Source organism: Epilithonimonas zeae, from assembly GCF_900141765.1.
In the GTDB taxonomy this organism is placed as follows: Bacteria; Bacteroidota; Bacteroidia; order Flavobacteriales; family Weeksellaceae; genus Epilithonimonas; species Epilithonimonas zeae.
In genome coordinates this window covers 561,378-584,095 of record NZ_FSRK01000001.1, presented here as the reverse complement: position 1 = coordinate 584,095, position 22,718 = coordinate 561,378, and the positions used below count along the sequence as shown (strand labels likewise).

The window sequence follows — 22,718 nt, the reverse complement described above, 5'->3', positions numbered from 1 at the left end:
AAGACAACCGTTACAGTAGAAATGTTACATCTGAAATCAATTAAATTTATATTAATTCGAATTTTAATTAAATTTGGGAAAAACATCATCTTAAAATGAATTCAAAAGTTGACGAACACATCAATCAGTCCAAACAGTGGAAAGATGAGATGAGCGCATTGAGAACCATTATTCTGGATTGCCAATTGGCAGAAGATTTAAAATGGGGAAAACCGTGTTATTCTTTTCAAGGGAAGAATATTGTAATTATTCAAGGCTTTAAAGACTATTTTGCACTACTGTTTTTTAAAGGCGGGTTGATGAAAGATTCGCAACAACTTCTGGTAAAAATGGGAGAAAACACACAGGTAGGAAGACAAATGCGTTTTGAAAACGTTCAGGATATTTTGGATAAAAAACCAATCATCAGAGATTATATTTTCGAAGCTGTTGAAATTGAAGAACGTGGAGAAAAAGTCGAAATCAAAAAAGAAGCAACACAAATTCCTGAGGAATTTCAAGTTAAACTGAATGAAAATCCCGAATTGAAATCTGCTTTCGAATCTTTAACTCCAGGAAGACAGCGCGCTTATCTCATTCATTTCTCTACGCCAAAACAATCTAAAACCAGGGAGTCCAGGATCGAAAAATCAATCCCAAATATTCTGTACGGAAAAGGTATGAATGATTGACGATATTAGGTCTCGCTGATTTGGCAAATTTTGCAGATTAATACAATGAAGTAGATTTGCATAATCTGTTAAATCTGCGAGAGAAATATTTATATCTAAACACAACTAATCAATATGAAAAACAAACCTCAGCTTTCATCAGAGCAACAGGAAGAATTAATCAAAATTTTGAAAATCCGCTTTGAAAAAAATCCAAATCGTCACGAAAATATCCAATGGGAAGATGTCCAGAAAAAACTGGAATCCAATCCTGAAAAATTATGGTCACTTAACGAAATGGAAAGAACCGAGGGCGAGCCTGATGTTGTTGGTTACGATAAAAAAACAGACGAATATCTTTTCATTGATTGTTCCTCAGAAAGTCCAAAAGGCAGACGAAGTCTTTGTTATGACCGAGAAGCACTCAATTCCAGAAAAGAAAATAAACCCGCAAACAGTGCAGTAGATTTGGCAAACGAAATTGGAATTGAAATTTTAAATGAAGAACAATACCGGGAATTACAAACGCTTGGCAACTTTGATTTGAAAACATCAAGCTGGGTAAAAACACCTGACAACATCCGAAAATTAGGCGGTGCTGTTTTTTGTGATAAACGTTATAATACAGTTTTCCTCTATCACAATGGCGCGGAATCTTATTATGCTGCGCGCGGTTTTCGAGGTATTTTAAGAGTTTGAAAATATACTAAAGATGAAAATAAAATTTTTGATTCTTAATTTGATTGTATTAGTCTTAATTATTTTGGCTAATATTTTTCAGTTTTATTTCATCAATTATCCAATAGAATTTAATTTTCAGCTTGCTGTGGAGGACAGTAATTGGATAATGTTACTAATCATCATTATATCTTTAGCGGTATTTTCTATGGTTTTGGGATTTCTAAAAATTAGACAATTAGATTTTCAGCGTATTTTTTTATGCTTCAATATTTTACTTTTAATTTTTATGATTTATTATTCCACAGATTCTTTTATAAAAACAAAAAAAGAAATTTCCAAAAGAGAAAAGGAATATATTATTAAGGCTGAACAAGATATAAAAAGTGATAATGTGATTTTTGAATATTCTGGCGGATTAGGGATCATTTTGGATAATCAGAAAATGTTAGATAAAATTAACGATATTCATAAAAAATATGGGGTTAAATATAAGAATATAGGTTGTATTATAAATTCTGTTGATGACGAAGCTCGCCAAAAATATGATGAAACAGTTAAACTTTATCTAGACAAGAGAAATGGTAGAAACTGGGAATCAAAAATGAATGCGGAAATTGAAAAAATGAGAAAAGAAAATCTTTCCCTTTATTAAGTTTAAGCGCAATCTTTACAAACTCCAGTCAAAATACAGTTTACACTTTCCACAGAATACCCTTTCTCTAAGGAAAACTGGACAGCAATCGGCAGACATTCTATCGTTTCGCATTTTGTACATCTGAAATGAAAATGATGGTCTGCCAGTTTCTTTTCTTCACATTTGATGCAAACTGCGAAATATTGTTTTCCGTCTTCAGCAACAATTCTGTGGAGAATTCCGTCTTCACAAAATCTGTTCAAAACACGATAAACTGTAGCTCTGTCGATATTAATATCGACTTTTTTCATAATTGCTTCCTGACTCATTGCTTTTTTTGAATCTGCTAAAACATTTAAAACAGCATCTTTCGTAGGTGTACTTCTTCTTATCATTTTGTTAATGCGATTTAGTTGCAATAATAAAAATTTATTCTAACTTTGACAAAATTTTCAGGGAAGAATATTTTATTAAACTTAAAAATCAAAAATTATGAGCGAAGCACAATATGAAGTAATCATCATAGGCGGAAGCTATTCCGGACTTTCTGCGGCAATGTCTTTGGGAAGGTCATTGAGAAAAGTTTTGGTTATCGATAGTGGAAAACCTTGCAATATTCAGACACCGCATTCTCATAATTTTCTGACTCAGGACGGAAAAACGCCAAAAGAAATTTCAACCGTTGCAAAAGAACAGGTCAAAAAATACAATACTGTTGAGTTTTATGACGGATTTGCTACAGAAGGCAAGAAAACAGAAAATGGATTTGAAATCAGAACAAAGCGAGGCGAAATTTTTGAAGCTAAGAAACTCATTTTTGCAACAGGAATTGTAGACGAAGTCCCTAATATCAAAGGATTTTGGGATTGCTGGGGAATTTCTTTAATCCATTGCCCTTACTGCCACGGCTATGAATTCAGAACCAAGAAGACAGGAATTATTGCCAATGGTGACCGTGCTTTTCATATTGCATCATTAGTTAATAATCTGACCAATGATTTGACAATTTTGACCAGAGGAAAAGCCGAATTCACGGAAGAACAAACACAAAAACTCAAACAAAATAACATCAATATCATCGAAACAGAAATTGATGAAATCCAACATCAGAATGGATATATAGAAAATTTGATTTTATCCGATGGTGAAATTTTGAACTTCGAAGCTGTTTATGGAGCTTTTCCTTTTAGACAACATTCTCATATTCCAGAATCGTTGGGTTGCGAAATGACAGAAATGGGTCATATTAAAATTGACCAATTTCAGAAAACAAATGTTGCAGGATTATTGGCTTGCGGTGATAATTCCAGCCTGATGCGCTCCGTTGCCAATGCAGTTTATACAGGAAATCTGACGGGAGCAATGGTTAATATGGAACTTACAAATGAGGGTTTTTAGTTCGGAACATTTGTGTAAATTTGGAAGTCAAAATTAGATTTGAATGATGAATAAATTTTTAATTGCCACAGTTTTTATAACTCTCTTATTATCTTGCAATAAGGACAACAAAGAAACAATTGAAAATCCAGTAGCTAATACAAATAAAACAGAATTAAAAACTCCCGAAAAACCAATTTCTAAAGAAGAACCCACAATCAACTTATCAGAATATAGCAAGCTTACACCGATTGAAATCAAGGATTCTAAGCAGAAAGATGTTTTCAAAAAATATGGAATAGAATTCGGTGGCGTTTGTTATTCCTGCGACCTGGCTATCTTTAAAATTAATAAAAAGAATTTTGATATTGTGGAACTTTGTGATGAGAAGAATTTCCACAGATATAAAGATTACAGTTATGAAAAGACAGGAAATAGTTTAAAAATCAAAACTCCGGAATCTACTTTTACTTTTACTAAAGTTGAAAATGAGCCTATCTACCAACTTAAAATTGAAGGTCAAAAACCAGAATTTAAAAATATGAGAATCTCAGAATTTTATACTCAGGAAAGCTTGTTAGAAAAATTTGAAGAACACGATTGTGGCGATTTTCAAGGATAAATGAAATTAATAAAAACAAAAAAACCATCTCTAGTTGAGATGGTTTTTATTTATATGGAATCTTAAGATTAGAATTTAAGGTCTCCGTTGACTTCTCTTACAGCTTGTGCAGCTTCAGCAAATTTCAATTGCTCTTCAACAGTCAAAGTGATGTTTACGATTTTCTCAACACCATTTTTCCCAATGATCGCTGGAACACCAAGACAGATATCGTTTTGTCCGTACTCACCTTCAAGCATCAATGAACAAGGAATCATTTTCTTCTGGTCGCAAAGAATAGACTGAACCATAACAGAAACAGCAGCACCTGGCGCATACCAAGCAGAAGTTCCTAATAATTTTGTCAATGTCGCGCCACCCACTTTAGTTTCTTCGATAACAGAAGCTTTTTGCTCATCAGTCAAGAATTCAGAAACCGGAACACCGTTTCTTGTTGCTTTGCTGAATAACGGTAACATTCCTGTATCGGAGTGCGCAGCGATTACCATTCCGTCAACATCAGAAATAGGACTTTCCAATGCTTCCGCTAATCTATACTTAAATCTCGCTGAATCCAAAGCACCTCCCATTCCGATAATTCTTTCCTTTGGAAGACCTGATGTTTTGTGAACCAAATACGCCATTGTATCCATCGGGTTAGAAACCACAATGATAATGACATCTGGTGAATGTTTTACTAAGTTTTCAGTGACTTCTTTTACAATTCCTGCATTGATTCCGATTAGTTCTTCTCTTGTCATCCCTGGCTTTCTAGGAATCCCGGAAGTAATAACCGCTACTTTTGAACCAGCAGTCTTAGAATAATCTCCGGTAGTACCTGTGATTTTGGTATCGAAACCATTAAGAGAAGCTGTCTGCATCAAGTCCATTGCTTTTCCTTCTGCAAATCCTTCTTTGATATCCACCAAAACAACTTCTGAAGCGAAGTCTTTCATTGCGATATATTCTGCACAGCTTGCTCCTACTGCACCAGCTCCAACTACGGTAACTTTCATAATGTATTTTTTATTTAGTTTAAATTTTGTTTTGTCTTGTTCGTAAATATAATAAACTTAATTATTTTGTTAATCATATTAAGTTTGATTTTTGTCATATCGCCATATTATTAATTCTTTAACATATGATATATTTTGTCCAACTAAGATAATAGTAGGGCTAAAATGTGATTGATATTTCGTAAATTTGCTTTGAAAAAAATTAAAAATATGTCAGAAAACAACATTAAATCTATTGCGGTTCTGACTTCTGGAGGCGATGCGCCGGGGATGAATGCCGCACTTAGAGCAGTTGTAAGAACAGCAAATCATTTCAATATAGACTGTTATGGTATCCGTGAAGGATACAATGGTCTTATTGCTGGTGATGTTACAAAAATGGGACCGCGTTCCGTAAAAAATATAATCAATCAGGGAGGAACAATTCTAAAGTCTGCAAGGTCTAAAGAATTTATGACGCCGGAAGGAAGAAAAAAAGCGTACGAACAATGTCAGAAGTTAGGAATTGATGCGATTGTTTGTATAGGTGGGGACGGAAGTTTCACTGGTGCAAAAGTTTTCAACGAAGAGTTTGGAATCAAAGTAATTGGTGTTCCTGGAACTATCGATAATGATATCTTCGGGACTGATAAAACCATCGGTTATGATACTGCCCTTAACACAGCAATGGATTCTATTGATAAAATCCGTGATACTGCCACTTCCCACAACAGAGTTTTCTTTGTAGAAGTAATGGGTAGAGATGCTGGTTTCATCGCACTTAACAGTGGAATTGCAACAGGAGCTCTTGATATCTTGATTCCCGAAAGAAGAGATAGCTTAGATGATCTTTTTGAAACTTTCGAAACAGCCGAGAAAGTTGGTAAATCATCCAGCATCGTTGTAGTTGCAGAAGGTGAAGAGCTTGGAAACATCTATGACCTTGCCAAAGCAACAAAAGAAAAATTCCCTAACTATGATATCAGAGTAACCATTCTTGGACATATCCAAAGAGGTGGTTCGCCTAGCTGTGCAGACAGAGTTTTGGCTAGCCATCTTGGCTACGGCGCTGTTATCGGATTGATGGAAGGCAAGAATAAAGTAATGGTTGGAATGCAGTCTAATAAAATTGTCTACACGCCGATTGAAGAAGCAATCAAAAAACATAACGAAATTGATAAAGACTTGCTGAAAATCGCTGAAATACTTGCGATGTAGGTCATTTTTTCGTAAATTTATAGTAACAAAAAAAACCTTAATATTTTAAATAATATGTCAACAATTAAAGTAGGAATTAACGGATTCGGTAGAATCGGACGTCTAGTTTTCAGAGCAATGGCTGAAAGAAGCAACATCGAAGTTGTAGGTATTAATGACCTTATCGATGCTGAATATATGGCTTATATGCTAAAATACGATTCGGTTCACGGAGCGTTCAAAGGAGAAGTATCAGTACAAGGAAATAACCTTGTTGTAAACGGGAAAACAATCCGTGTAACTGCTGAGAAAGATCCTAACAACCTAAAATGGAATGAAGTTGGTGCAGAATATATCGTAGAATCTACAGGTTTATTCCTTTCAAAAGATTCAGCTCAAGCTCACATCAACGCTGGTGCAAAGAAAGTTATCCTTTCCGCTCCTTCAAAAGATGATACGCCAATGTTCGTAATGGGTGTAAACCACAAAGAACTAACTGACGATATCAAAATCTTCTCAAACGCTTCTTGTACTACAAACTGTCTTGCGCCATTGGCAAAAGTAATCCACGATAATTTCGGTATCGCAGAAGGTCTTATGACAACTGTACACGCAACTACTGCTACTCAGAAAACTGTAGACGGACCGTCTGCAAAAGACTGGAGAGGTGGCAGATCTGCACTTAACAACATCATCCCTTCTTCTACAGGTGCTGCAAAAGCAGTAGGAAAAGTAATCCCTTCTCTTAATGGAAAATTAACTGGTATGTCTTTCAGAGTTCCAACTGCTGACGTTTCTGTAGTTGACCTTACTGTGAAATTGGACAAACCAACTTCTTACGAAGAAATCTGTGCTGCTATCAAAGCAGCATCTGAAGGTGAATTGAAAGGGATTCTCGGTTACACAGAAGATGCTGTGGTTTCTCAGGATTTCGTAAGTGATGCAAGGACTTCTATCTTCGACAAAGAGGCTGGAATTATGTTGAATCCAACTTTCGTTAAATTAGTATCTTGGTATGATAACGAGTGGGGTTACTCTAACAAATTAGCAGATATGCTTGTTCACTCAGCTTCTCTATAATCTGAAGTTGAAATAAAATAAAAAAGCCTCTGAATTTTTTCAGAGGTTTTTTATATTTTGAAATAGTAGGCTTAGCCATCGATAAAAGCAAGCTTGGTTTTTTACTCCTGTAGATTCAGATATATTAATTATCCTAGAATAAGCTTATTGAAACTATAACTCATTCTTAAAACTGTTTGTAGTTTCATCATCTTTTAAATTATTTTAGAAAAGTTGGAGGATTATCTAAGAATCACAAAAATTCAAATTTGCATTAAATTTTGATTGACAAATTAAAAGCATCGATCAAAATAATATTGGATTTTGATTTTAAAATTCCGTATTTTTGAGAATAATTTTTTGATATAATGAGTACAAACGACGATAAGAAAAAAGCACTGCAACTGGTGCTGGAAAAACTAGATAAAACCTACGGAAAAGGAACTGTAATGACTTTGGGTGAGGATTCTGTAGATACAACGATTGAAGTAATTCCTTCCGGATCTTTGGGGATCGACCTTGCTTTAGGTGTTGGTGGATATCCAAGAGGGAGAATCATCGAAATCTATGGGCCTGAATCTTCTGGTAAGACAACACTTACTCTTCATGCTATTGCAGAAGCTCAAAAGGCTGGGGGTATTGCTGCTTTTATAGATGCAGAGCACGCTTTCGACAGAAACTATGCTGCTAAATTGGGAATTGATCTTGAAAACTTAATCATTTCTCAACCTGATAATGGAGAGCAGGCTTTGGAAATTGCTGATAACCTGATCAGATCGGGGGCAATTGACATTGTTGTTATTGACTCTGTTGCTGCTTTGACTCCAAAAGCTGAGATCGAAGGTGAAATGGGAGATTCTAAAATGGGTCTTCATGCAAGATTGATGTCTCAGGCTTTAAGAAAATTGACTGCAACCATCAACAGAACAAAATGTACTGTAATTTTCATTAACCAACTTCGTGAGAAAATTGGAGTAATGTTTGGTAATCCTGAAACTACAACAGGTGGAAATGCACTTAAGTTCTACGCTTCTGTAAGGATCGACATCAGAAAAGCAAGTGCACCAATCAAAAATGGAGATGAAGCTGTAGGAAGCAGAGTAAAAGTGAAAGTTGTCAAAAACAAAGTAGCTCCTCCCTTCAAAATGGCAGAATTCGATATTATGTATGGAGAAGGTGTTTCTAAAGTTGGAGAAATTTTGGATACCGCAGTAGATTTGGCTGTAGTTAAAAAGAGTGGATCTTGGTTTAGTTATGAGGATACCAAATTAGGACAAGGCCGTGATGCTGTAAAAGAAGTCTTAAAAGATAATCCAGAATTATCCGAAGAGATTGAAAACAAAATCAAAGAGTTGATTAAACAGAAATAATACGAAAAAAGGCTGTGAAATATTCACAGCCTTTTTTTATTTGAATAAATAAGTCAATCCAAGACTTATAACTTGTTCTGATTTTTTCTTAGCGACGCTAGGATCTCTTGTAAGAATTTCTTCTGGAGAATTTTTCAAATCCGGATAAGCATCAGATAGTCCAATATCGTACTTAAGCGCAATTTCCAATTGACGTTTGTAGCTAAAACCTACACCAGCTCCCAAGCCTAAATTAAATGAATTAGCTTTTCCATAGCTATCAGTCTCATAAGAAACCTTTGCTGAATTTTTTATTTTCTGATTAACCAAGAAATTAAACCTTGGTCCCATCAATCCATAAAATTCAGATTCTGCTTCAGAAAAATAAACTTTAAAATTGATAGGAACACTTAAGTAATTATTAGCGTAGACTGCGTGTTCCCAACCTTTAGCATCTTCGTACTTTCTATCACCGCCTTCTCCTGCACCAACATACAAAGCTTCTGCCTGAATATAATATTGTTCACTAATACCAATTGGTACTTGAGCTGTAACACCTCCTAAAACAGAAATTCTGGCTCCTGAAGGATTGTGTGCATTTCTAACTCTGGAATAAGTACCTCCAGCCACAAGACCAAATTCAGTTGATCTGAAATCTATTTGAGCCTGAGAAAAAAATGACATTAAAAATAGAGATCCGAAAAGGATTTTTTTCATAATCGTGTGTTTATAAATTTTCTGTTTCAAATTTAGATAAAAAAAATGAGAAGCTCTACCCGAGCTTCTCAAAATATATTTTAATAAGTTAATCTTATCAATCCAGCCTATGCTAAAACCGTAGCAACAGTTTTACCGATTTCTGCAGGAGAATCTACAACGTGGATTCCATTTTCTCTCATAATCGCCATTTTTGCTTGTGCAGTATCATCATCTCCACCTACAATAGCTCCAGCGTGACCCATTGTTCTACCTTTTGGTGCAGTTTGTCCGGCAATGAAACCTACAACTGGTTTTGTAGAACCACTCGCTTTATACCATCTTGCAGCTTCAGCTTCCAAAGAACCTCCGATTTCTCCAATCATTACAACTGCTTCTGTTTCTGGGTCGTTGATGAACAATTCCAAAGCTTCTTTAGTAGTTGTTCCGATGATTGGGTCTCCACCAATTCCGATAGCTGTAGAAACTCCGAAACCAGCTTTCACCACTTGGTCAGCAGCTTCGTAAGTTAAAGTTCCGGATTTTGAAACGATACCTACTTTTCCTTTTTTGAAAACGAAACCTGGCATAATCCCGATTTTAGCTTCGTCAGAAGTGATGATACCAGGACAGTTTGGACCGATCAAACGAACATCTCTGTCTTGGATATAATCTTTTACCTTTACCATATCAGCAACAGGAATACCTTCTGTAATACAAACGATTACTTTGATACCAGCCTCAGCAGCTTCCATCACAGCATCTGCAGCAAATGCCGGCGGTACGAAGATAATACTCACATTAGCACCCGCTTTTTCTACAGCCTCTGAAACTGAATTGAAAACTGGCTTACCAAGATGCTCAGTTCCTCCTTTTCCGGGAGTTACGCCTCCAACTACGTTGGTGCCGTAATCGATCATCTGACCTGCGTGGAAAGTACCTTCGTTACCTGTAAATCCTTGTACGATAACTTTAGAATCTTTGTTTACTAATATTGACATTTTTTATTATAATTTATTGATTTTATAAACTTTTGTTACTCGCAAAAATAACGATAATAATTCAAAGATTTCTTGGAATTAGATATTTTTTGAAGATTTAAAATATGATTTACTTCAGATTTTTGATTTTTACTTCCTTTCTAAGATAATCTCTGAATTCTTCTGCAATTGGTCCAAAATAAGTTCCTTTTTTAAGATCTCTATTCACTCCTACCTTGGCAAGAAGAACAGTTCCTTTTTCGATTCTTACACCAGAAGCCATTCCCACTTGTCCCCAAATCGTCACTTCATCTTCAATTATACAGCAGCCTGCAATTCCGGTTTGAGAAGCGATCAGACATCTTTTACCAATAATTGTATCGTGACCAATCTGGATTTGATTATCCAGGACAGAACCTTCTCCAATGGTGGTAGAATCTGTCACACCTCTGTCAATCGTACAGCTGTTTCCAATTTCTACATTATTTTCTATGACAACGTTTCCTACAGAAATTAATCTATCAAAATTACCATTCAGTTTTCTGTAATAGAAAGCATCACCACCCAAAACCGTATTAGCCTGGATAATTACATTATCACCAATAATTGTTCTGTCGCCGATGACAACATTTGGGAAGATATGACAGTTTTTTCCAATTCTAACATCGTTTCCAATAACAGCAGACGGATGAATGGAAGTTCCGTCTCCTACTTCCAAATCGTGAAGTTCTTCTTTGAAATTGGAGATTCTTGTGAAATGTGTATTGATTTTGTTGAAATCTCTGAAAGGGTCATCAGAAACCAAAAGCGCTTTGCCTTCTGGACATTCTACTTCTTTGTCAATTAGAATGATGGTTGCAGCAGAATTAAGAGCTTTATCGTAATATTTGGGATGATTAACAAAAACAATTTCTCCCGGTTTTATCATATGGATCTCATTGGTTCCAAGAACCGGAAAATTCTCGTCTCCGACATATTTTGCGCCAATGATGTCTGCAATAACTTTGAGTGTTTGAGGTTGATTGAAAGTCATAACTAGATGTTATAATTTAAACATTTGATTTAAACTGCAATTCAGTTATTTTGAAATGACGAATTGCACGCAGTCCGACTTGAGCGGAAATCCTTTTTTGCTTGTACAAAAGTTCTATTGAATCTGAAATCTTATGCAAAAAAGATTGGGAGCGGAAGGCGGAAAAGCTGCCATAAAAAAACGAAAGCTGGAAAACTTAATGCTTCCAGCTTCCTGCTATAATTTATTTCACTCTTTCCAAGTAAGAGCCGTCTTCTGTACTGATTTTGATTTTGTCACCTGGTTCGATGAACAAAGGAACCATTACTCTCGCGCCTGTTTCTACGATGGCGTTTTTCAAAGCGTTGGTTGCTGTATTTCCTTTTACACCTGGGTCAGCTTCGATAACTTCTAAGTAAACCGACTGAGGAAGTTCTGCAGAAAGTGGCGTTTCGTCCGCTTCTTTCAGAATGATTGTTACTTCTTCTCCAGCTTTCATCAAGTTAGAGTTTTCAATCATTTCTTTGTTAAGATAAAGCTGAGAAAAATCTTCGTTGTTCATAAAGTGGAATCCATTCTCATCATCATAAAGATACTGGAATTTTCTTGTGATAACCTTTACTTCGTCGATTTTGTGACCAGCGGAGAACGTATTGTCCAATACTTTTCCATTGGTTACAGATTTTAATTTTGTTCTAACGAAAGCAGGACCTTTACCTGGTTTTACGTGTAGAAATTCGATTACTTTGAAAATATCGTTGCTGAATTCTATGCAAAGTCCTTTTCTGATATCGTTACTTGTTGCCATTAGTTATATATAAGCTTGTATTATTTTAAATTATTCTTTTCCGGAGCCGTATCCTTTTACGATACCTCTTGGAGAGTTTTGGATGAATGTTATGATCTCGTCTCTCTCTACTGTCGGAAGCATTTCTTTTTCGATGAATTCAATCGCTTGGGTTGTATTCATTTTCATTTGGAAAATTGCTCTATAGATTTTTTGGATTTCGAAGATTTTATCATTGGTAAAACCTCTTCTTCTCAATCCAACCGAATTGATACCTGCGTAAGAGATAGGTTCTCTAGCTACTTTTACATAAGGCGGAATGTCTTTTCTAATCAATGAACCACCGGACACCATTACATGTTTTCCGATTTTCCCGAATTGCTGAACTGCAGAAAGACCTCCCATTACTACGAAATCTCCAATTTCCACGTGACCTGCGATTCCGCAACCATTGGCGATGATAACATTATCTCCAACGATACAATCGTGTGCAATGTGGGAAGTCGCCATAATCAAACAATTATTACCAACTTTTGTATATCCTAAAGCCTTGGTTCCTCTGTTAATGGTAACACATTCTCTCAGTGTAGTTCCATCTCCAATAATTACCTGAGTATCTTCGCCATCAAACTTCAAATCTTGTGGAACAGCTCCAATCACAGTTCCCGGAAAAATTTTACAATTCTTACCAATCTTCACATTTTCCATAATGGTAACGTTGGGACCAATCCAGGTATCAGAACCAACGGTTACATTCGCTCCAATAGTTGTGAATGGTTCTATGGTTACGTTTTTACCAATTTTGGCACGCGGGTCTACCGCAGTAAGCTGGTGAATCATAAATTATATTTTAGTTTTTGCAACTTGTGCCATCAATTCGGCTTCTACAACTACACTGTCACCAACGTATCCGTAGCCTTGCATATGTACAATTCCTCTTCTGATTGGTTCTATCAATTCAATTTTGAAAATAACTTGATCTCCCGGAACTACTTTTTTCTTGAATTTAACATTGTCCATTTTTACAAAATAAGTAGAGTAATTTTCCGGATCCGGAACATTAGCCAAAACTAAAATTCCTCCTACCTGAGCCATTGCCTCGATTTGCAAAACACCTGGCATCACAGGTTCTTTCGGGAAATGTCCTACAAAGAAAGGCTCGTTCATAGAAACATTTTTAAGTCCAACAACATGCGTGTCGGACAATTCCAAAATCTTATCTACCAACAAAAACGGAGGTCTGTGTGGCAATAATCTCATAATTCCGTTGATATCGAAAACAGGCTCTGCTTTTAAATCGAAATCCGGAACGTTTTTTCTTTTTTGCAATTTGTATTGTCTGTTTAGTTTTTTTGCGAATTGTGTATTCACAAAATGTCCTGGTTTGTTAGCAATTACTCTTCCTTTGATTCTAACGCCAACCAAAGCCAAATCACCAATTACATCCAATAATTTGTGTCTGGCAGCCTCATTGGTAAAATTAAGGTTAAGATTATCAAGAATACCGTTTGGACGGATAGAAACTTCATCTTTACCAAAAGCAACTTTCAATTTTTCTAGAGTTTCTGGTGTTAATTCCTTATCAACATAGACAATAGCGTTGCTGATATCGCCTCCTTTAATCAGATTAGCATCCAAAAGCTGCTCTAGCTCGTGCAAGAAACTGAATGTTCTGGCAGGCGCAATCTCATCTTTGAATTCTGTAAGGTTTTTCATACTGGCATTCTGAGTTCCCAAAACTTTGGTTCCAAAATCTACCATTGTTGTGATTTCGTAATCATCAGCAGGAATTACAGTTAATTCAGAGCCAGTTGCAGGGTCTACGTAATTCATCACTTCTTTGACTACCAAATATTCTCTTGGCAAATCTTGCTCAGAAACCCCTACTTTTTCGATAGCTTCAACAAAGTATTTTGAAGAACCATCTAAAATTGGAGGTTCAGCGCTGTTCATTTCCAGAATAGCATTATCGATATCCATGCCAACTAGGGCTGCCAACAAATGTTCGCAAGTGTGAATTTTGACACCTAACTTCTCCAGAGTTGTTCCTCTTTCTGTGGTGGTTACATAATTAACGTCTGCTTCTACCTGCGGACGTCCCTCTAGGTCTGTTCTTACAAATACAAATCCGGTATTTTCTTTTGCCGGTTTGATTGTCAAATTAACCTCTTTTCCTGTGTGAAGACCTATTCCTGAAAGGTTGATATCTTCTTTGATTGTTTTTTGTTTGTCGCTCATTGTATTAGTTTTGAGGCGGGAAGAAATACTTCTTTAGTCCTGATACCTTTACTCTGATTTTTTATTTTCTAAATCGTTTATTCTTTTCACTATGTCCGTAAAATTACGGAAATGCACATAGTTTCTTCTATAATCGCTGTAATTAATTGCCGGAGAACCGTAAAGTGTATCGCCATCTTTTGCTGATGAATTCACACCACTCTGAGCCTGGATTTTCACTTGATTTCCAATCTTGATATGACCAACAATTCCTACCTGTCCACCAATCTGATTCCAATCTCCAATGACCGTAGAACCGGCAATTCCAGCCTGAGCAGCAATTACATTGTTCTCACCAATCTGAACATTATGAGCAATTTGGATTAAATTATCAATCTTGGTTCCTTTTCCAATCACCGTAGAACCGATAGTTGCACGGTCTATACTACAATTGGAACCAATTTCTACATCGTCTCCAATGATGACGTTTCCTAACTGAGGAATTTTCTTAAATCCTTCTGCCGTAGGTTGGAAGCCAAATCCATCACCGCCGACAACTGTATTGGAGTGAATCACACAATTATCACCTACAACGCAATAATCGTATATTCTTGCACCACTGTCAATTTTGCAATTCTTTCCGATTTCTACTCCTTTTCCAATATAAACGTGAGGGAAAATCTGAGTTCCATCGCCTATTTTAGCTTTTTCTGAAACATAAGTGAATGCGCCAATGTAAACATCCTCACCTACTTTTGCCGTTTCGTGGAAGAAAGAACCAGCTTCGATTCCTGTTTTTCTGCCTTGCATCTCCTGATAAAGATTCATCAGGATTTGAAAAGAAAGATAAGCATCTTCCACAGCAATAATCACAGGTTTGTAATCTCTGTTTTCCAAAATATTTTCAGAAACTATCAACACTGCACAATCTGTACTATCTATGTAATGTGAAAAGCGGCTTTGAGCAACAAAAGACAAATGTCCCTGCTGACCATTTTCTATCGGCGAAACTCCTGTAATAACTGTCTTTTCGTCGCCAATTATTTTCCCGTTTATTAATCCTGCAATTTGTTCTGCGCTAAATTCCATAGTTTGCAAAGATAAATATTTTATTAATTAAGTTTTAATTTTTTATGACGAATCAAAATCAGTTTTACTTTAATTATAAAATCTCTCGTGGAAAATAAATGATATATTTTTTGGTAGCATTCTCCATACATCCGAATAAAATCTGATTCTCAGATTCTTCCAGTTTGAATTTACTTCCAGTTTTATCCATCAGATAAATCGGCTGTTTTTCTGTATCATACGGCAAAAGCGAACGAGAAATCTGTCCCACTAATTCTTCTCCATTTTCAATCTTAAAGTATTGGTTGACTTTTTCGACTTTTTGTTTCAAAAAATCTTCAGAAAATGGTTTTGATGAAATAATACTTTTAGGAAACTCTCTGTAAATAACCGTTCTGCAAAGTTTCGACAAAACAAAATCCTCATTTTCCGTCCAAACTTTGATGGCCTGGAAAACATCCATATCGTCCAACATTGTAAATCTTCTGATATCTTCTTCCGTGGCTTCGTCAAATTTATTTTTAACTAAGAAGTATTTCAAATTAGAAGGCGCTTCCAAATCTACATTTTGAGAAACCAAATATTTGGCTCTATTAAGAATCTGAACCAAAATATGCTCAGCCAAAGCCGCCGTCTTATGATAATAAACCTGCCAATACATAAACATTCTGGCCGTCAGATAATTTTCTATAGAGTAAATTCCTTTTGCATCTATGACCAATTTTTCATCACTCACATTCATCATAGAAATGATTCGTTCGACATTTACGCTGCCTTCTGAAACGCCTGTGTAAAAACTGTCTCGTTTCAAATAATCCATTCTATCAACATCCAGCTGAGAAGAAATCAACTGATTGAAAAACGAACGATGGTATTTCCCTTGGAACATTTCTATCGCCAAATCCAACTTTCCTTTGAACTCTTTATTCAATCGGTTCATTAGCAAAATCGAAATTTTCTCGTGATGCCAATCGTCCATCAACATATTTTCCAAAGCGTGCGAGAACGGACCGTGCCCAATATCGTGAAGCAAAATCGCCAGCATCGCTGCTTTTTCTTCTTCTTTTGACACTTTCACACCTTTCAATTTCAAGGTTTCCAATGCTTTGAACATTAGATTCATTGCACCAAGAGCATGGTGAAATCTCGTATGTTTTGCGCCTGGAAATATGAGTGATAAAAGTCCGGTTTGGGAAATCCTTCTGAGTCTTTGGAAATAAGGATGTTCTATGATATCGAACAAAATCTCGTGAGGAATTTTGATAAAACCGTGAACAGGGTCGTTGATAATCTTTAGTTTATTCTGCACCTTTTATAATTGATGATTGATACAAAAATAGGTAAATTAAAATGGTTTTATGTAATAAATAATACAGCGGGAAATAATTTTCGGATAGTCATTCAGCGATTGAAAATTACGATACGTTTGTATATTTAACTTCAATCAGAGTTAGGTGTATTTTAAATTGGTATTTTTAAATTTAAAACTGAAGTACAATAAGTCTATCACGAAATAAGTTTTAAAATTATCAATTAAACAAAAAATGAAAAAAAGTTTATACCTCTTCTCTACATTATTTTGCATTTTCACAAACGCACAAATCACTCCACCAACATTTAAAACTTCATCTATTACAACATCAGGATTAAAATTAAATTCCAAAAAAAGCATTCTTCTAGAAAAGGAAATCGTTAATCTATCGAAATTCAAAGATTTGAATATTCAAAAAATTATAATGAAAGATGTTGCTGATAGCACAACCGAAACTTCGATAGGAATTATGATGGAGTATGAAACTTTTGACCGTATTTCAAAAAAGACTTTAACGGTTGAGAAAAATGAACTTTCAACTTTGATTCAATCTTTAGAAACTCTTGAACAAAAAGAGAATGAAAAAATCGGAGAATCCAGTAAGAAATACAAATTCACTTTAACAAATAATATTGAAATTGGCGCGGTTTATAAAGAAAATCAGAAAAACTGGGTCAACTATTTTATCTTCCCCACAGAATATTATAGCCACAGCGTGAGTGAATTCAGCAAGGATGAATTGAAAGATTTTATAAAAATTTTGAAAAAAGCTGAGAAGGAATTATAAATATTAAACCAAAATCCTCAAACTCTTCGGCAACACTTTAATTTTAATCGGCGACTTGATTTTCTTGAATTCACCATCAATATGCCATGTTTTCGTATTCACCTTGAATTCGATTTCTGAAACCGGAAGATAAGTGACATAATCATCATCTTTTAAACGTTTGGTGAACATTCTGAAAGCAAAAAACGGCGAATAAGTCAAAGGGAATTTCTTAACCAAAACCAAATCTACCAAACCATCACTTTTGCTCGCCATCGGCGCAATGTATGCGTTGTTTCCAAACTGACGAGTGTTGGCAATATTCAGCATCAGATATTTGCCGTTGTATTGTTTGTAATCTTCTTCTAAGAATTTGATTTTGATTGGCTTGTAATTAAAAAAAGTTTTGATAGAAACTTTGATATAATTCTTAAAACCACGGCTTGTTTTTTCAAATTCCTTTACTACTTTCCCGTCAAATCCAGTTCCTGAAACATTGATGGAAAAATTATCATTCACCATAAACGTGTCAATACTTCTGAATTTTTTCTGGTCTAATTTTTCTAAAAGAACCGAAATATTCTTGTTAAAATTGGTCTCATTGGAAAATCCATTTCCTGAACCTGCCGGAAAAACAGCTAGAATTTTATCTGTATTGATGAGCTTTTGCGCCACAACAGAAATAGTTCCGTCACCACCAACAGCCACAAAAACATCCACTTCATTCCAATATTTTCTGATGAAATCATCTGTATCCTCCAAGGATTTAGAAACGATATAGAGTGGATTTTCAACTTTCTTGGAAAGGCTATCCAAAAAAGGCTGGTAGTTTTTCTTTGCAGAATAAGGATTGATGATGAAAGCAAACTTCATTTTCCAAAAATAAAAATACTCTGAGGATTTCAGAGTATTTTTTTATGAATTATTTTTTATTTGTTGGGCTTCGAGAGCCTCAGCCTGACTGAGATAAAATGACTTCGAGAACTTCAACCTAACAACGTTCGTAATTAAACGTTCATTATTCGAGCTGTCATCCTGAGGCTCTCCAAGGATTTTAAAATTTCTAAATTCTTTTATCGTCCGCTTTCCAGTTTTTGATATTCTGTTTAATTGTTGATGATGACCAATCGTTCTGTGCCGTTTGATGCATCAATTCCATCAAATCTTCATCTTCTGCAAATCTCAAGGCAAAAATCTGAGCATCGGAAAATTGATAAGTTGAATTTTCCAATCTATTTCCAGTAAGAGCAAAATATCGGAATTTAAATTCATTAATAATAATTCTATCCTGAAGTCCCAAAGCATAATGCTGGCGAAGCATAAATGACAAAACAATCATCAAAACTACAACTGCTGAAATTACGCTCCAAATCATTACAAATGAACTGTTATGATTGATATTTTTGAAAACTTGAAATAAAGAAACTATTAACAGGACTAATGAAACAGGATAGAAAATAAAATGATGTAAAGGATAATACTTCCTGTGATTCTTCAAATTTTGATGACTCATTTTACTTGATGTTATATTGTTTGACGAACTCTGGTTTCAATTGGTCTTTGATGTCTTTGAAATTTAAAGTGATGTAAACCACACCCGCTGCATAAGCCGTAATCTCGTATTGATTGTATGCAAATGTGATTTTATTCTGGTCGAAAAAGAAATTATTATTCAGTTCTATTTTATCTACCAAAAGCATTTCTTTTTGCTCAGGTTCATCGAAATGATTTTTCAGAATTTTGTCCCAATTTGCATCTGTTGGATTTTTGAAAATATCAGCTTGAGAAATCACTTTATTATTTTTTAAATCGAAAGCTTTGTAAGCTTCAAAATAATAACCGTGTGCGCCACCAGAATAACCACTTCCGGAATATTGCAATGTCAAAATATCATTCTGATGAGAAATAACCTTCATAGCAGAAGCTTCTTCCCAAGTCTGTTTATATTCGGGCGTATAATCCTGCGATTCATCTTTTTTCAAAGATTCTGTTTTGAACTTTTCAAGAACTTGCGTCAAAGTTTTCTTGGAGTAATCTGCAGAAGTAATATTCGCTGGTTTATAAATACTGTCCAAAATCGTTTTGTTGGTAATACTCGGAAATATTAGAACTTGTTTTTCGAAAGACAAAGTCAATGTTTTTGCGACTTGTAAAGAATCCTGAACTTGGATAGAATCTATAACGAATTCTTTTTTGATTTGCGCACTGTCGGATTTTGAAGTTGAAGTTTCCTTAATTTCCTTCTTATTGCAAGAGAAAAGCAGAATTGCGAAAGATAGAATTGTGATTAGGTTTTTCATAGGTTTATTTTTATTGGTGGTTGTATTTAGTTTAAATTTTAATACAAAGTTCGCAAAGATTTTTTTTAAATCATTAGAAATATTTTAAGATATACAAAGACCTAAAATTGATCAGAGCTCGCAAAATAATTATAAATCTTTTAAAGTTTTAAAACACAATTGGGTACTTAACAAAAAACCTTCCAAAATTGGAAGGTTTGATTTTTATAAAAATGATTTAAACATCGATTCTTGCGTAAACCGCATTTTTCTCGATAAATTCTCTTCTCGGTGGAACTTCGTCGCCCATCAACATAGAGAAAGTAGAATCTGCTTCTACTGCATTATCAATCGTTACTTGTTTTAAAATTCTGTTTTCAGGGTTTAGAGTCGTTTCCCAAAGCTGTTCAGGGTTCATCTCTCCAAGACCTTTGTAACGCTGTACTTCTACTCCTTTTCCGTCCGGAGACATTTCCAAAGTGGTCTGCTCACGCTCTTTCTCGTTCCAAGCATAGACTTTTTTGTTTCCTTTTTTCAATAAGTATAATGGCGGAGAAGCGATATAAATGTATCCGTTCTCAATCAATTCTTTCATATATCTGAAGAAGAACGTCAGAATCAAAGTCGAAATGTGAGAACCATCGATATCCGCATCGGTCATAATAACGATTTTGTGATACCTTAGTTTTGCCAAATTCAAAGCTTTAGAATCTTCTTCTGTTCCTACAGAGACACCAAGTGCCGTGTAGATATTCTTGATCTCCTCGTTATCATAAACTTTATGAACCATAGATTTCTCAACATTCAAAATCTTACCTCTTAAAGGCAAAATCGCTTGGAAATGACGGTCACGACCTTGTTTAGCCGTCCCACCTGCGGAATCTCCCTCCACAAGGAATAATTCTGATTCAGCTGGGTCTTTTGAGGAACAATCGGACAGTTTTCCTGGCAAACCAGAGCCTCCCATTGGAGATTTTCTCTGAACCATCTCTCTTGCTTTCTTCGCTGCTTGTCTAGCTTTAGCAGCCAAAACAACTTTCTGAACGATGATCTTAGCTTCTGCAGGATTTTCTTCCAAGAAATTAGTCAACATTTCTCCAACGATTTTATCAACCGCTCCGGAAACTTCTGAGTTACCCAATTTTGTTTTGGTCTGACCTTCGAACTGAGGTTCCATTACTTTTACAGAAATCACAGCCGTCAAACCTTCACGGAAATCGTCTCCTGTAACTTCAACCTTTTCCTTTGCAGGAAGTCCTAATTCATCGGCATATTTCTTAAGAGTTCTTGTCAAAGCTCTTCTGAAACCTGCTAAATGCGTTCCTCCTTCGTGTGTATTGATATTATTAACATAAGAGTGGAGATTCTCGTTGAAAGACGTGTTATAACGCATCGCCACCTCAACCGGAATATCGTCACGCTCGCCTTCCATAAAGATCACATTCTCCATAATAGACTCACGGTTTCCGTCGATATACTCAACGAATTCTTTCAACCCGCCTTCCGAATGGAAAACTTCTGTTCTGAAAGTCCCATCTTCCAATTTTTCTCTTTCGTCCGTTAAAGTAATCGTGATCCCTTTATTAAGGTATGCCAACTCTCTAAGACGGTTTGCTAATGTATCGTAGTTATAAACTAATTCAGTAAAAATAGAATCATCCGGTTGGAAAAACTGTTTTGTTCCTCTTTTGTCGCTATTTCCGATTTCTTCAACGCCTGTTTGCGCTTTTCCTCTCGAATAAACCTGCTGATAAACGTTTCCGTCTCTGTAAACGGTAGTGATCATCTCGTTGGAAAGTGCATTAACACACGAAACACCAACTCCGTGAAGACCCCCGGAAACTTTGTAAGAATCCTTGTCAAATTTACCTCCAGCTCCGATTTTGGTCATTACAACCTCTAACGCAGATTTCTGCTCCTTCTCGTGAAAATCTACAGGAATACCACGTCCGTTATCCATAACTTCTACGGCGTTCCCTTCTTTTATCGCGACAGTAATCGTATCACAATATCCTGCCAAAGCCTCATCGATAGAGTTATCCACTACTTCATAAACCAAATGGTGGAGACCTCTGACTCCTACATCACCAATGTACATTGAAGGACGCATACGAACGTGCTCCATTCCTTCCAATGCCTGAATACTACTTGCTGTATATTGTTTTTGACTCATATTGTAAAAGATTCAAGATATAAAACTCAAATTTTCAAATAGTTAGCTTGAGAATTTTCCTTGTTATTTTTCTGTTAATTATTTTATTAAAGCTTACAAATATCGTTAAAATAATCGAGATATGAAAGGGTTGAAATGAGTCAAAAAAGATAAGTTTTTAACAGGGATGTAAAACTGGAAATTAAAAAATTTGATAAAAACTGAAATTATTTTTGAATAACAAATACAGCATTACTAATTTTTCATATTCAATCATAGATTAATACCATTACAATTTAAACAATAATTCTGTTTCAGATTGAACTAATTCATAATCAAAAATCACAGCAAAGAATCTGATTTACATTAATTTACCCATTAAACAGTAGGCCAGTTAAATAAAATAATTACTTTTATAAAACTAAACAAAAATCAATTTTCATGAAAAAATCAATTTTTATTTTGGGTGCTTTTGTAGCACTAACACTAAGCTCTTGTAAAAAAGAAGAAGCTAAAACGCCGGAAGCCGCTGCAACAGAAAAAGCCGCTGAAAAAGTAACTGATGTAGTTGAATCATCTGATGTTCCAAAATTCAGTGACCCTGAAATCACAAAATTCGCAGAGGAATACAACACTTATGTTAAAGATATGATAGCAGCAAGCAAAGCTCAAGATGCAAAGAAAATCCAAGAACTCTCTGCAAAAGCACAGGAATGGGCTACTAAATCACAAACAGCAATGGCCAAAATGACTGCCGAAGACCAAAAACTTTGGACAGATTATTACACAAAATTGGCTCAGGATATTACCAACGCTGCAACAGCTAAGTAATTAAACTTTCTGTAAAACATAAGCGAGTTCAAACATGAACTCGCTTTTTTTATTTAAAAAATTTAGAATAACATT

24 protein-coding genes are annotated in these 22,718 nt (G+C 35.4%); 10 read left to right on the top strand and 14 right to left on the bottom strand.

The window, feature by feature from the left end; all coding sequences use genetic code 11:
* Window positions 1–95: 95 nt before the first annotated feature.
* The 3 genes from BUR19_RS02575 to BUR19_RS02565 all read left to right on the top strand — a co-directional run bounded on the left by BUR19_RS02575 (window position 96) and on the right by BUR19_RS02565 (window position 1,983).
* Window positions 96–671 carry a YdeI/OmpD-associated family protein gene (locus BUR19_RS02575; protein WP_074233367.1) on the top strand — a complete coding sequence of 192 codons (576 nt, stop codon included), beginning with the start codon at window positions 96–98 and terminating at the stop codon, window positions 669–671.
* Between the two features lie 114 nt (window positions 672–785).
* On the top strand, window positions 786–1,349 hold the full coding sequence (locus tag BUR19_RS02570) for a DUF4256 domain-containing protein (RefSeq protein WP_074233366.1): 564 nt from the start codon (window positions 786–788) through the stop codon (window positions 1,347–1,349).
* Window positions 1,350–1,362: 13 nt separating this feature from the next.
* Window positions 1,363–1,983 (top strand): FEKKY domain-containing protein, encoded by a 621-nt coding sequence (locus BUR19_RS02565; protein ID WP_074233365.1) that lies wholly within the window; start codon window positions 1,363–1,365, stop codon window positions 1,981–1,983.
* A gap of 2 nt (window positions 1,984–1,985) precedes the next feature.
* On the opposite strand, the gene BUR19_RS02560 is transcribed toward BUR19_RS02565, so the two are convergent.
* A complete protein-coding gene (locus BUR19_RS02560; RefSeq protein ID WP_074233364.1) occupies window positions 1,986–2,360 on the bottom strand; it encodes a Fur family transcriptional regulator in 375 nt (124 codons plus the stop codon).
* A gap of 97 nt (window positions 2,361–2,457) precedes the next feature.
* On the opposite strand from BUR19_RS02560, the gene BUR19_RS02555 reads away from it, so the two are divergent.
* Together BUR19_RS02555 and BUR19_RS02550 are read left to right on the top strand one after the other, a co-directional pair.
* On the top strand, window positions 2,458–3,363 hold the full coding sequence (locus BUR19_RS02555) for an NAD(P)/FAD-dependent oxidoreductase (protein ID WP_175565859.1): 906 nt from the start codon (window positions 2,458–2,460) through the stop codon (window positions 3,361–3,363).
* A gap of 43 nt (window positions 3,364–3,406) precedes the next feature.
* Window positions 3,407–3,964, top strand: a complete 558-nt coding sequence (locus BUR19_RS02550) for a hypothetical protein (protein ID WP_074233362.1) — start codon at window positions 3,407–3,409, stop codon at window positions 3,962–3,964.
* Window positions 3,965–4,032: 68 nt separating this feature from the next.
* Here the strand turns inward: BUR19_RS02550 and BUR19_RS02545 are convergent, their stop codons facing one another.
* Window positions 4,033–4,959, bottom strand: a complete 927-nt coding sequence (locus BUR19_RS02545; protein WP_074233361.1) for a malate dehydrogenase — start codon at window positions 4,957–4,959, stop codon at window positions 4,033–4,035.
* Between the two features lie 210 nt (window positions 4,960–5,169).
* Here BUR19_RS02545 and pfkA point away from each other — a divergent pair, with 210 nt between their 5' ends.
* From pfkA to recA, 3 genes are all read left to right on the top strand, one after another.
* Entirely contained in the window at window positions 5,170–6,156 is a 987-nt protein-coding gene (gene pfkA, locus BUR19_RS02540; protein WP_074233360.1) for a 6-phosphofructokinase, read from the top strand.
* A 54-nt stretch (window positions 6,157–6,210) separates the two neighbouring features.
* Complete coding sequence (gap, locus tag BUR19_RS02535) at window positions 6,211–7,215, top strand: type I glyceraldehyde-3-phosphate dehydrogenase (RefSeq protein WP_072998891.1); 1,005 nt, start codon at window positions 6,211–6,213, stop codon at window positions 7,213–7,215.
* Between the two features lie 347 nt (window positions 7,216–7,562).
* Entirely contained in the window at window positions 7,563–8,564 is a 1,002-nt protein-coding gene (recA, locus tag BUR19_RS02530) for a recombinase RecA (protein WP_074233359.1), read from the top strand.
* A 36-nt stretch (window positions 8,565–8,600) separates the two neighbouring features.
* Here recA and BUR19_RS02525 read toward each other — a convergent pair whose 3' ends face one another.
* The 8 genes from BUR19_RS02525 to BUR19_RS02490 all read right to left on the bottom strand — a co-directional run bounded on the left by BUR19_RS02525 (window position 8,601) and on the right by BUR19_RS02490 (window position 16,612).
* Complete coding sequence (locus BUR19_RS02525; RefSeq protein ID WP_074233358.1) at window positions 8,601–9,260, bottom strand: porin family protein; 660 nt, start codon at window positions 9,258–9,260, stop codon at window positions 8,601–8,603.
* A gap of 107 nt (window positions 9,261–9,367) precedes the next feature.
* Window positions 9,368–10,240, bottom strand: a complete 873-nt coding sequence (sucD, locus tag BUR19_RS02520; RefSeq protein ID WP_074233357.1) for a succinate--CoA ligase subunit alpha — start codon at window positions 10,238–10,240, stop codon at window positions 9,368–9,370.
* A gap of 109 nt (window positions 10,241–10,349) precedes the next feature.
* Complete coding sequence (locus tag BUR19_RS02515; protein WP_074233356.1) at window positions 10,350–11,252, bottom strand: LpxD N-terminal domain-containing protein; 903 nt, start codon at window positions 11,250–11,252, stop codon at window positions 10,350–10,352.
* 223 nt (window positions 11,253–11,475) lie between these two features.
* Window positions 11,476–12,039: an elongation factor P gene (gene efp / locus BUR19_RS02510; RefSeq protein ID WP_027384968.1), complete on the bottom strand. Its 564-nt coding sequence runs from the start codon at window positions 12,037–12,039 to the stop codon at window positions 11,476–11,478.
* 30 nt (window positions 12,040–12,069) lie between these two features.
* The gene (gene lpxA, locus BUR19_RS02505; RefSeq protein WP_074233355.1) at window positions 12,070–12,858 is read right to left on the bottom strand and encodes an acyl-ACP--UDP-N-acetylglucosamine O-acyltransferase; all 789 of its coding nucleotides are present in this window, start codon (window positions 12,856–12,858) and stop codon (window positions 12,070–12,072) included.
* A gap of 3 nt (window positions 12,859–12,861) precedes the next feature.
* A complete protein-coding gene (locus tag BUR19_RS02500; protein ID WP_074233354.1) occupies window positions 12,862–14,256 on the bottom strand; it encodes a bifunctional UDP-3-O-[3-hydroxymyristoyl] N-acetylglucosamine deacetylase/3-hydroxyacyl-ACP dehydratase in 1,395 nt (464 codons plus the stop codon).
* A 48-nt stretch (window positions 14,257–14,304) separates the two neighbouring features.
* Window positions 14,305–15,324: a UDP-3-O-(3-hydroxymyristoyl)glucosamine N-acyltransferase gene (gene lpxD, locus BUR19_RS02495; RefSeq protein ID WP_074233353.1), complete on the bottom strand. Its 1,020-nt coding sequence runs from the start codon at window positions 15,322–15,324 to the stop codon at window positions 14,305–14,307.
* 73 nt (window positions 15,325–15,397) lie between these two features.
* Window positions 15,398–16,612, bottom strand: a complete 1,215-nt coding sequence (locus BUR19_RS02490) for an HD domain-containing protein (RefSeq protein ID WP_074233352.1) — start codon at window positions 16,610–16,612, stop codon at window positions 15,398–15,400.
* Between the two features lie 235 nt (window positions 16,613–16,847).
* Between BUR19_RS02490 and BUR19_RS02485 the strand changes: the two genes are divergently transcribed.
* Window positions 16,848–17,402, top strand: coding sequence for a hypothetical protein (locus BUR19_RS02485; RefSeq protein WP_074233351.1), 555 nt, complete (start codon window positions 16,848–16,850; stop codon window positions 17,400–17,402).
* A gap of 3 nt (window positions 17,403–17,405) precedes the next feature.
* Here BUR19_RS02485 and BUR19_RS02480 read toward each other — a convergent pair whose 3' ends face one another.
* The 4 genes from BUR19_RS02480 to gyrB all read right to left on the bottom strand — a co-directional run bounded on the left by BUR19_RS02480 (window position 17,406) and on the right by gyrB (window position 21,833).
* Window positions 17,406–18,254 (bottom strand): diacylglycerol/lipid kinase family protein, encoded by an 849-nt coding sequence (locus BUR19_RS02480; protein WP_074233350.1) that lies wholly within the window; start codon window positions 18,252–18,254, stop codon window positions 17,406–17,408.
* A gap of 190 nt (window positions 18,255–18,444) precedes the next feature.
* Window positions 18,445–18,894 carry a DUF6526 family protein gene (locus BUR19_RS02475; RefSeq protein ID WP_074233349.1) on the bottom strand — a complete coding sequence of 150 codons (450 nt, stop codon included), beginning with the start codon at window positions 18,892–18,894 and terminating at the stop codon, window positions 18,445–18,447.
* A 1-nt stretch (window position 18,895) separates the two neighbouring features.
* Window positions 18,896–19,681 (bottom strand): RsiV family protein, encoded by a 786-nt coding sequence (locus BUR19_RS02470; protein WP_074233348.1) that lies wholly within the window; start codon window positions 19,679–19,681, stop codon window positions 18,896–18,898.
* A gap of 217 nt (window positions 19,682–19,898) precedes the next feature.
* A complete protein-coding gene (gene gyrB, locus BUR19_RS02465; RefSeq protein ID WP_074233347.1) occupies window positions 19,899–21,833 on the bottom strand; it encodes a DNA topoisomerase (ATP-hydrolyzing) subunit B in 1,935 nt (644 codons plus the stop codon).
* Between the two features lie 420 nt (window positions 21,834–22,253).
* Between gyrB and BUR19_RS02460 the strand changes: the two genes are divergently transcribed.
* Window positions 22,254–22,643, top strand: coding sequence for a hypothetical protein (locus tag BUR19_RS02460; RefSeq protein ID WP_074233346.1), 390 nt, complete (start codon window positions 22,254–22,256; stop codon window positions 22,641–22,643).
* Window positions 22,644–22,718: the final 75 nt, after the last annotated feature.

Excerpts from the sequence above, each read along its gene's own strand:
- BUR19_RS02575 (WP_074233367.1), top strand. The coding sequence starts at position 96 with ATGAATTCAAAAGTTGACGAACACATCAATCAGTCCAAACAGTGGAAA.
- BUR19_RS02570 (WP_074233366.1), top strand. The coding sequence starts at position 786 with ATGAAAAACAAACCTCAGCTTTCATCAGAGCAACAGGAAGAATTAATC.
- BUR19_RS02565 (WP_074233365.1), top strand. The coding sequence starts at position 1,363 with ATGAAAATAAAATTTTTGATTCTTAATTTGATTGTATTAGTCTTAATT.
- BUR19_RS02560 (WP_074233364.1), bottom strand. The coding sequence starts at position 2,360 with ATGATAAGAAGAAGTACACCTACGAAAGATGCTGTTTTAAATGTTTTA.
- BUR19_RS02555 (WP_175565859.1), top strand. The coding sequence starts at position 2,458 with ATGAGCGAAGCACAATATGAAGTAATCATCATAGGCGGAAGCTATTCC.
- BUR19_RS02550 (WP_074233362.1), top strand. The coding sequence starts at position 3,407 with ATGATGAATAAATTTTTAATTGCCACAGTTTTTATAACTCTCTTATTA.
- BUR19_RS02545 (WP_074233361.1), bottom strand. The coding sequence starts at position 4,959 with ATGAAAGTTACCGTAGTTGGAGCTGGTGCAGTAGGAGCAAGCTGTGCA.
- pfkA (WP_074233360.1), top strand. The coding sequence starts at position 5,170 with ATGTCAGAAAACAACATTAAATCTATTGCGGTTCTGACTTCTGGAGGC.
- gap (WP_072998891.1), top strand. The coding sequence starts at position 6,211 with ATGTCAACAATTAAAGTAGGAATTAACGGATTCGGTAGAATCGGACGT.
- recA (WP_074233359.1), top strand. The coding sequence starts at position 7,563 with ATGAGTACAAACGACGATAAGAAAAAAGCACTGCAACTGGTGCTGGAA.
- BUR19_RS02525 (WP_074233358.1), bottom strand. The coding sequence starts at position 9,260 with ATGAAAAAAATCCTTTTCGGATCTCTATTTTTAATGTCATTTTTTTCT.
- sucD (WP_074233357.1), bottom strand. The coding sequence starts at position 10,240 with ATGTCAATATTAGTAAACAAAGATTCTAAAGTTATCGTACAAGGATTT.
- BUR19_RS02515 (WP_074233356.1), bottom strand. The coding sequence starts at position 11,252 with ATGACTTTCAATCAACCTCAAACACTCAAAGTTATTGCAGACATCATT.
- efp (WP_027384968.1), bottom strand. The coding sequence starts at position 12,039 with ATGGCAACAAGTAACGATATCAGAAAAGGACTTTGCATAGAATTCAGC.
- lpxA (WP_074233355.1), bottom strand. The coding sequence starts at position 12,858 with ATGATTCACCAGCTTACTGCGGTAGACCCGCGTGCCAAAATTGGTAAA.
- BUR19_RS02500 (WP_074233354.1), bottom strand. The coding sequence starts at position 14,256 with ATGAGCGACAAACAAAAAACAATCAAAGAAGATATCAACCTTTCAGGA.
- lpxD (WP_074233353.1), bottom strand. The coding sequence starts at position 15,324 with ATGGAATTTAGCGCAGAACAAATTGCAGGATTAATAAACGGGAAAATA.
- BUR19_RS02485 (WP_074233351.1), top strand. The coding sequence starts at position 16,848 with ATGAAAAAAAGTTTATACCTCTTCTCTACATTATTTTGCATTTTCACA.
- BUR19_RS02480 (WP_074233350.1), bottom strand. The coding sequence starts at position 18,254 with ATGAAGTTTGCTTTCATCATCAATCCTTATTCTGCAAAGAAAAACTAC.
- BUR19_RS02475 (WP_074233349.1), bottom strand. The coding sequence starts at position 18,894 with ATGAGTCATCAAAATTTGAAGAATCACAGGAAGTATTATCCTTTACAT.
- BUR19_RS02470 (WP_074233348.1), bottom strand. The coding sequence starts at position 19,681 with ATGAAAAACCTAATCACAATTCTATCTTTCGCAATTCTGCTTTTCTCT.
- gyrB (WP_074233347.1), bottom strand. The coding sequence starts at position 21,833 with ATGAGTCAAAAACAATATACAGCAAGTAGTATTCAGGCATTGGAAGGA.
- BUR19_RS02460 (WP_074233346.1), top strand. The coding sequence starts at position 22,254 with ATGAAAAAATCAATTTTTATTTTGGGTGCTTTTGTAGCACTAACACTA.